The sequence below is a fragment of the Chromobacterium sp. FG22 genome, assembly GCF_057809415.1.
In genome coordinates this window covers 175034-183361 of record NZ_JBMDJX010000009.1, presented here as the reverse complement: position 1 = coordinate 183361, position 8328 = coordinate 175034, and the positions used below count along the sequence as shown (strand labels likewise).

Annotated in this window: 10 protein-coding genes; all 10 read right to left on the bottom strand. The window is 67.8% G+C overall.

The genetic code is table 11. The annotated features are described in order from the left end of the window. A partial coding sequence (locus ACODSD_RS11590) for a hypothetical protein (protein WP_488877436.1) occupies window positions 1–360 on the bottom strand: 360 nt, incomplete at its 3' end. Next, on the bottom strand, window positions 357–644 hold the full coding sequence (locus ACODSD_RS11585) for an ABC transporter substrate-binding protein (RefSeq protein ID WP_107798664.1): 288 nt from the start codon (window positions 642–644) through the stop codon (window positions 357–359). The genes ACODSD_RS11585 and ACODSD_RS11590, both read right to left, overlap by 4 nt. Further along, a complete protein-coding gene (gene fliS, locus ACODSD_RS11580; RefSeq protein WP_048407819.1) occupies window positions 631–1023 on the bottom strand; it encodes a flagellar export chaperone FliS in 393 nt (130 codons plus the stop codon). The genes ACODSD_RS11585 and fliS overlap by 14 nt, the downstream gene beginning before the upstream one ends. Window positions 1024–1108: 85 nt before the next feature. Continuing rightward, on the bottom strand, window positions 1109–2452 hold the full coding sequence (gene fliD / locus ACODSD_RS11575; protein WP_227104205.1) for a flagellar filament capping protein FliD: 1344 nt from the start codon (window positions 2450–2452) through the stop codon (window positions 1109–1111). Between the two features lie 131 nt (window positions 2453–2583). Further along, window positions 2584–3018 carry a flagellar export protein FliJ gene (gene fliJ / locus ACODSD_RS11570; protein WP_235087529.1) on the bottom strand — a complete coding sequence of 145 codons (435 nt, stop codon included), beginning with the start codon at window positions 3016–3018 and terminating at the stop codon, window positions 2584–2586. After that, window positions 3015–4328: a flagellar protein export ATPase FliI gene (gene fliI / locus ACODSD_RS11565; RefSeq protein WP_107798662.1), complete on the bottom strand. Its 1314-nt coding sequence runs from the start codon at window positions 4326–4328 to the stop codon at window positions 3015–3017. The genes fliJ and fliI overlap by 4 nt, the downstream gene beginning before the upstream one ends. A gap of 3 nt (window positions 4329–4331) precedes the next feature. Beyond that, window positions 4332–5039, bottom strand: a complete 708-nt coding sequence (fliH, locus tag ACODSD_RS11560) for a flagellar assembly protein FliH (RefSeq protein WP_488877435.1) — start codon at window positions 5037–5039, stop codon at window positions 4332–4334. Next, window positions 5036–6088, bottom strand: a complete 1053-nt coding sequence (locus ACODSD_RS11555; RefSeq protein ID WP_048415757.1) for a flagellar motor switch protein FliG — start codon at window positions 6086–6088, stop codon at window positions 5036–5038. Before ACODSD_RS11555 ends, fliH begins: the two co-directional genes overlap by 4 nt. Next, window positions 6072–7775 (bottom strand): flagellar basal-body MS-ring/collar protein FliF, encoded by a 1704-nt coding sequence (gene fliF / locus ACODSD_RS11550; RefSeq protein ID WP_107798660.1) that lies wholly within the window; start codon window positions 7773–7775, stop codon window positions 6072–6074. Before fliF ends, ACODSD_RS11555 begins: the two co-directional genes overlap by 17 nt. A gap of 12 nt (window positions 7776–7787) precedes the next feature. After that, the gene (gene fliE, locus ACODSD_RS11545; RefSeq protein WP_488877434.1) at window positions 7788–8129 is read right to left on the bottom strand and encodes a flagellar hook-basal body complex protein FliE; all 342 of its coding nucleotides are present in this window, start codon (window positions 8127–8129) and stop codon (window positions 7788–7790) included. Window positions 8130–8328 lie beyond the last annotated feature (199 nt).

Below are 8328 nucleotides of genomic sequence, written 5' to 3'. Positions count from 1 at the left end.
GGCGACGAGCGCGGCCGCGTCCATCCCGGGCTGCGCCGGCGCGCCGGCCTGCGGCGTCGGAGCCAGCGGCTGCGGCATGGCCGGCGTCGCCGGCAACGGCGGCGCGGCCAGGGCGAGCGGCTGCGCCGCCGGCGTCCCGGCCTTGGCCTCGTCGCCCGCAGGGGCCTCAGCGTCTGCGTCTGCGTCCGCCGCCGGCGCGGCGTTCTGCCCGTCCATCAGGCTGGCCAGCAAGGCGCTGGCGAAGTCGCCGCCGGACGCCGGCGCCGCTGCGTTCGGGTCCAGCAGGGGATCGGCCGGCGCGGCGTCGGCGGGCGTTGACGCGCCGCCGGCGAGAAGATTGGGGGGCAAGGATACGTTCATGCTTGATTCCAGTCGCTGACTTCGGCGTAGGCGATTTGCGCGTCGCGCTGATGGCTCAGCGCGGCGATTTTGTCTTGTAGTTCCGCGGAGTCGGCACGGCAGACTTCCAGCGCGTCGCGGTAGGCGGCGCGCAGAGCGGCGCGCGCGGCGGCGTCCAGCGCCTGAGGCTGGGTGCGCAGCAGCTCGGCCAAGAGTTGGTCCAGCGCGGCCAGGCGCTCCCAGTCGCGCTCGGCGCAGGCGCGGCGGATGGCGGCTTCCAGCGCGGCCGGCTCAGGCGGCTTCATGCTGGTCCCGCACGCCTATCCAGCCGCCCTTGAGCTTGATCAGCAGCTGTTCCGCCTCGTCCAGCGCCGCCACGTCCAGATTGACGCTGGCGTGGTAGAGCCGGTAGGCGCAGTAGTCGTAAAGCCGCGCCAGATTGGTGACCACCTCGCCGCCGGAATCGAAGTCCAGCGCGCTGGACAGGCCGTTGAGGATGTTGATGCACTTGCTGATGCTCTCGCCCTTTTGCTCGTAGCGCTGGTTTTCCAGATGGCCGCGCGCGCGCGCCATTTCTTCCAGCAGGCCGTCGAACAGCACCAGCACCAATTGCACCGGCGAGGCGGCGTGGGTCTGCGCTTCCAGATTGACCGCGTGATAGCTGCGGTAGGCGTCGTATTCCACGTTGTCGTGCTCCTGTTCTAATTCAATAGGCGGGAGGGGGTCCCTCCCGCCGAATTCTGTGCGGCCAAGCAAACCCGGGCTGGATTCAGAAGGACAGCATGCCCAGAGTCTTCTGCATGTCTTCCTGCATCTTCTGCAGCTGGGTGAACTGCGTCAGGTAACGCTTGTAGCTCTGGTCGTACTGAGTCTTCAGCCGCAGCTGGCGGCTATCCAGATCTTTCTGGATGCGGGATTCGGAATCCTTGCGCAGCTTGAGCAGGCCGCTGCTGCCGTTCAGCCATTTGTCCAGGTAGTCGCTGCTTTGCTTGACCACGCCGTTCTTGTTGTCGCCGTTGACGAAACGGTCCAGCGCGTCCGGCTTGTCCTTCAGGGTGTCGTTCAGCTTCTTGCTGTCCAGGCTCAGGGTGCCGTCGCGGTTGGCCTTGATGCCCAGCTGGTTCAAGGTGATGCCGTCGTATTCCTGACGCAGCAGGCCGTTGATGCCGTCTTTCAGGCTGCGGATGCCGGAGTCGCTGGCGAAGGGGCCGCCGGTCTTGCCTTCCTTGCCCGGAGCGGACAGATCGGAGATGGCGCTGGCCAGCTTGTTGTAGCTGTCGACAAAGCCTTGCACATTGCCGACGGTGTCGGCCTCGTTGCGCGACACCGACAATTGCAGCGGGGTGTCGCCGGTTTTCATCGCCTTGCTGATGGTCAGGTTGACCCCGTCAATGCTGTCGAAGGTGTTGGACGCCTGCTTCATCTGCACGCCGGTGTCTTTATTGCCCAGCCAGACGATGGCGTCCTGCCCCTTGGTCAGCTCCTTGGGGCTGGCGAGGCCGCTCTTCAGGCCGGCGTCGCTGACCTGGCTCAGGTCCAGCGTGACGACGCCGCTTTCGCCGGTCTTGCCGGAGGACATCACCAGCTGGCTGGCGCCGCCGTTGTTCAACACCATGGCGTTGACCTTGCCGCTGTTGCCGCTGGCGCGGTTGATGGCCAAAGCCAGCTCCGACGGAGACAAATTGCCGTCGCCGTCGCGGTCCGCGCTGCTGAGGTCCACTTCAAAGCTGTCGCTGCCCTGGCGGATGGTGATCTTGTCGCCGGCCTGGGCCTTGGCGCCGGACAGGCTGCCGAAGGACAGCTGATGGGCGGTGGCCACTTGTTCGATGAACAGCGAGTAGTTGCCGGGCTGGGCGTTGCCCTTGGCGCTGACGCTGCCGAAGCCTTCCTGACTGATGCTGGCGCTCATCGCCACCAGGCTCTTCTTGGTGGTGATGCCGCTCAGCGCGCTGCGGTAGTCTTGCAAGGCCTTTTGCAGCTTGTTCAGCGCGTCGCCGCGCGCCTGCGCCGCCTTGCTCTGATTGTCCAGCTGGTTCTGGGCGTCTTGCAGATACAGGCTGGCGGCGTTCTGGGCCAGCGCCGAGGGCGGGGTCTTGCTGAAATCGATAGCCATTTAGAATCCTTTCGCTGTACGCGGGCCGGAGCGCGGTCGGCGCGCCGAGATGAGATCGCCGGTATTGAGATCGACGCTAATGACTATCCCTTGCGACCGCCGGCCGGCTTTTCTTGAGCTGCCGTGAATAATCACGCTCCGCGCAGCCAGGCTTGCCCGGCTAGTTCGTCGGTTTGCTTCTGTTCTTTCTTCAGCCGCAGGCGCAGCAGGCTTTCCGCCGCCTGGTCGCGCACCTGGACCATCACTTCGCGGCGCAGGCTGGCTTGCAGCAGCGCGCGCTGGCTGACCGCGGCGTCCGCCTCGGCCAGTTGCAGGTCCTGCTGCTGCGAGGCCATCAGGTCCAGCAACGCGCCCTTGTAGTCCGCGCAGTTGCGCGCCAAAGCCGGATGGCCGGCGTCGGCGCTGGCGCCGCTCTGGCCGCAGAGCTCGCCCATGCGCAGGATGTTGCGGCGGTAGCGTTCCTGCAGCTGGCGCTTGCCTTCCACCTCGCTTTGCAAGCGGTCCACGTCCTGCTGCCGCAGTTGGACCATCAGGCCCAGGCGGCGCACGTCTTCGGGCTGGCTCATGTCGCGATCATCTCCATCAAACCGTTGCGGCTGTCTTCATAGCTCGCGGCCTCGGCCGCGCCCTGGCGCAAAAAGGCTTCCAGCCTGGGCATCAGCCGCACCGCGCGGTCGGTGTCCGCGTCGGCGCCGGCGACATAGCCGCCCAAGGGGATCAGGCTGCGCACTTCCTGGTAACGGGACCAGGCGCCGCGCGCGCCGCGCGCCGCCTCCGCGTGTTCCGCCGCGGTCAGCTGGCTCATGCAGCGGCTGACCGAGCGGCCGATGTCGATGGCCGGATAATGGCCGCGCTCGGCCAGTTCCCGCGACAGCACGATGTGGCCGTCCAGGATGGCGCGCGCGGTGTCCACCACCGGGTCTTGCTGATCGTCGCCTTCGGCCAGCACGGTGTAGATGGCGCTCATGCTGCCGGCGCCGCCCTCGCCGTTGCCCGCGCTCTCCGCCAGCGAGGGCAGGAGGCCGAACACCGACGGCGGATAACCGCGGGTGGCCGGCGGTTCGCCCAGTGCCAGCGCCACTTCGCGCTGAGCCATCGCGTAACGGGTCAGCGAATCCACCAGCAGCAGCACATTGCGGCCCTGGTCGCGGAAATGGGCGGCGATGGTGTGGGTCAGTTCGGTGGCCTTCAGCCGCATCAGCGGCGATTCGTCGGCCGGCGCCACCACCAGCACCGCCTTGGCCAGGCCGGCTTCGCCCAGCGAGTGCTCGACGAACTCCCGCACTTCGCGGCCGCGCTCGCCGATCAGCCCCACCACCACCACGTCGGCTTCGGTATGCCGGGTGATCATGCCCAGCAACACGCTTTTGCCGACGCCGGAACCGGCGAACAGGCCAACGCGCTGGCCGCGGCCTATGGTGAGCAGGCTGTTGATCGCGCGCACGCCCACGTCCAGCGGCGCGGACACCGGCTGTTTTTTCAAGGGATTGACTTGCGGCGGGTGGGCGGCCAGCGGCTGTTCGCCGCCAAGGCGGCCCAGGCCGTCCAGCGGCTCGCCCAGGCCGTTGACGATACGGCCCAGCCAGGACGGGCCTATCATCAGGCCGCCGCCGTCGGCGGCGGGCAGCACCCGCGCGCCGGTGCTCAGGCCCACCGGCTTCTTGAACGGCATCAGGTAGGAGACTTCGCGCTTGAAGCCCACCACCTGGGCTTGCAGCCAGCCGCCGCCGGTGGTTTCGATCACGCAGCGCTGACCGGTTTCCAGCGGACAACCCACGCTTTCCAGCAGCAGGCCGGACGCGCCCACCAGGCGGCCGCTGACGGTGGCCACCGGCACCTCGGGCAGTTCCAGCCGTCCCAACGCCTGGCGCAGCATGGCTTAAGCCTCCGCCTCGGCCGCCGCCGGCTCGTCGGCGTCGTGTTGCAGTTGTTCGCGCACGGTGGCGATGCAGGCCTCCAGCCGCTGCTGGCAGCCGGCGTCGGCCTCGGACTCCGGCGTGCGGATCCGGCATTCGCCGTGCGGCAGCTGCGCATCGGCCACCAGCCGCCAGCGCGCAGCGCGCTCCGGCGCCAGTTCGCGGATGCGCTGGCATTCCTCGGCGTTGAGCAGGATTTCCACCTCGTCCTGCTGGTATTGGCCCGGCGGCAAGGCGGCCAGGGTTTCGTCCACCAGGTCCAGGATCTGCACCGGCTTGAGCGCCAATTCACAGCGGATGACCTGGCGCGCCACCTTGGCCACCAGTTCCACCACCTCGTCGCGCATCGCCGCCTGGTATTCCTCGCTGACGCGGCGCAGTTCGGCCAGCGCGGCCTCCAGCGGCCGGCCCAGGTCGGCCAGCTCGGCCAGGGCTTCACGGCGCGCCGCCGCCTGCCCTTCCTGGCGGCCCTGCTCCAGGCCCGCGACGTAGCCGGCCTCGCGGCCGGCGGCTTCCCCGCTGGCCAGGCCTTCGTTGTAACCGGCGTCCATGCCCTGACGGAAGCCGTCGGCGGCGGAGGCCTGGATCTGGGCGGAGTCCTGCGCGTTCAGCGGCAGGTCCAGCGCGCTGTGGATCAGCGGCGGGAAGCGGAAGGGGCGCCAGGCCTTCACTCGACCACTTCCTCTGGGAACAGCTGCAGGTCGATTTCGCCGGCCTGGGCCAGCTGTTTGACCTGAGCCATGATGTCGGCGCGCACTTCTTCCACGCGGCTCAGCGGCACCGGGCCGGAGCGGCGCATCATGGCGTCGAAGTTTTGCGCCTGACGGCGCGGCATGGTCTGGACGATGGCCTCGCGCACCGCCGGCTCCGCGCCCTTGAGCGCGATCGCCCATTGCTCCAGCGGAATGTCTTCGCTGATGCGCATCAGCACGGCCTCGGTCTGACGCGACAGGATGAAGAAGTCGTACATGCGGGTTTCGATTTCCTCGACGATGTCCGGATCGTGGGCGCGCAGCAGTTCCATCATGCGCTGGCGGTCGCCCGGCAGGCGGTTGAGGATGTCGGCGGTCTGCTGCATGCCTTCCACCGCGGTGCTCTGGGTGTGCAGGCTTTCCAGACAGCGGTTGACCAGTTCTTCCAGCTCTTCCAGGAGTTCGCGGTCCACGTCCTTGAGCCGGGCCACGTTGACCAGCACGCTGTCGCGGCTGTCCGCCGGCAGCGCGTCCACCACCTGGCCGGCCAGCGCCGGCGGCAGGAAGGCGAGGAACACCGCCTGCATGCGCACGTGTTCGCCGGCGATGCGGTCCGCCAGCCATTGCGGCGACACCCATTGCAGCCGCGCCATCTTGGGACGGATGGCGTCGCCGTAAATGGTGTCCAGCACGCTGTTGGCGATGTCGCTGCCCAGCGCCAGATCCAGCGAGCGCTTGAGGAAGGCGCGGCTGGCGCCGTGCACCCCGCTCTGCTCGCGGTATTCGTCGAAGAATTTCTGAATCGTGGTCTTGACCGCGTCCACCTTGATGCCGCTCATGCCGGACATCGCCTGGGTCACTTGCAGCAGTTCTTCGCGGCTCAGGCAGCGCAGCACGGCGGCGGCGGGCTCCTCGCCCATGCACAGCAAGAGCACGGCGGCCTGCTCGATGGTGTTCATCGCTTCGGCGGCGGGCGCGGCGGCGGCCGGCGGCAGGGCCGGCGCTACGGCGTTATTGGTTTCGTCCATTTTTCTGCACCCATTGTTTGACGACTTCGGCGACGCGTTCCGGCTCTTTGGCGGCCAGGCCCTTCAGGTGGTCGACCAAGACGTCGACGCTGGAGCCGGCCGGCGGCAGATCGTAATTTTCCAGCAGCGGCACCACCGGGCTGGCGCCGGCGCCGGCCGCGGCCAAGGCCGCCGGCTGCGGCGCGGAGGACAGCTGCGCCTGGCGCGCGGCGCGCAGGTCGGCGCCGTCCATCAGCGGATCGGGTTTCAGTTCCAGCGCTTCCGGCTGCTGGTATTCGCGCAGCTGGCGGTCGGTCAGCTGACGCAGCATCTTCAGCAGCGGACGCGCCAGCAGCAGGTAGGCCAGCAGCAGGCCGAAGGCGTAAACGGCCCAGCGCGCGGCTTCGAACCAGGTGTCCTGCTGCATCCAGATCGGCTCCGGCTCGGACAGCGCGGAGAAGTTGAGCGTGGACACCGCCAGGGTGTCGCCGCGCTCGGCGTGTATGCCCAGGCCGTTGCGCAGCACCTTGTCGACATTGGCCAGTTCGGCCGGCTTCCAGCCGCCCTTGGCCGGCGCGGCGGCCTGGTTCAGCACCACGGCCACGCTGAGGCGGCGCAGCGTGCCGCGCGCCTTCTTGATCTGGGTGACGCTGCGGTCGTAGGCGTATTGGCGGGTGACGGCGTTCTTGCTGTTGCCGGCTTTTTCCGAAGCCGGGCCGGAGGCGTCGGTGTTGACCGGGCGGTTGCTCAGCGAGCCGGGCACGCCCAGCGCCATTTTCTCGGTGGAGGTTTCCTCGCGCGAGGCCTCATTGGTGACCTTGGGCGCCTCGCCGTATTTCTCGCGGGTTTCCTCGACGCGGTCGTTGTCCACGTCGGCGGTGACGCTGACCTTGAAATTGTCCTTGCCCAGCACCGGGGTCAGCAGATCGCGGACGTTTTGCAGCGCTTCCTCGCGGAAGCGGCGCGCGGCGTCGCTCTCATTGCCGCCCAACACCCCGTCGTCGCTCAGATCCACGCGCGAGGACAGCAGATTGCCGGCCTGGTCCACCAGGGTGACCTGGGACGGCGACAGCGTGGACACGCTGCCGGCCACCAGCTTGATCACCGCGGCCACTTGCTCGTTGCTCAGTTGCTGGCCGGGCTTGAGGGTGACCACCACCGAGGCGGAGCCCTTGTCGTTGACGGCGCCGACAAAAGACGTGGCGCGCGGCAGCGACAGATGCACGCGCGCGGCGGACACCGGCTCCAGCGCCAGAATGCTTTGCACCAGCTCGCCCTCCAGGCCGCGGCGGAAGCGCACGTCCTGGACGAATTGGCTGACGCCCAGCGGGTCGTTCTTGTCCAGCAGCTCCAGGCCGGACGGCAGCTGCGCCACCACGCCCTTGGCCGCCAGCTGCATGCGCACGCGGCCCAGCTGGCTGTCCGGCACCAGCACCTGGCCGGTTTGCGGATGGATGCGATAAGGGATTTTCTCGGCGTCCAGCACCGCCATCATGTCGGCGGCCACCACTTTTTCCTGGGCGCCGAACACCGGCTTGTAGCTGGCGTCGTCGCGCCACAGCCACAGGCTGATCATCACGGTGAGGCCGATGGCCAGCGCGACGATGGGCAGCGCCAGGCGCAGGGAGGGTCCGGAAACGGGCCAACGGCCGCCCAGACGGGTTTGCACGGCCGCGACGCCGCTGCGGAAACGATTCAACACGGGCATGGTCCTCGCGGCTTACAGCTGCATCTTGATCAAGTCGTCCACGGCGCCCACCACCTTATTGCGCACTTGCATCAGCATGGAGAACGACAGGCTGGCTTCCTGGCTCATCAGCATGGCGCCGACCAGGTCGTCGCTCTTGCCGCTGTCCACATCGGCCATTTTTTCGGAGGCGGCGCGGTTCTGCGCGTCCACATCGCGGACGGCGGCGCCCATGGCGTCGGAGAAGCTGGCGGCGGAGGCCGGCTCTTCGCTGTGTTGCGACGGCGCAATCGGCGCGCCGCGCGCCATCCCGGCCATTTCGCCGAGCATTTGCTTGCGGTCGGCATGAATCATCAAACCCAGGTTGGTCGCCATCGGAAATCCTTGTCGGGCGGTGCCCGTTATTATTGAGTGGCCAATCAAGGCCGGTTTCACGTCTGCGGCCCGCCGCGCGGCGGCGAGCGTATCGAAGCGGCAGCCCCGAGATGAGGACTTGTAACCATGCCATCATCCTGACGCCAGGATACGAGCGGCGATTTTAAACTTTATGCTTAAACCAACAGCCGTGAATTTT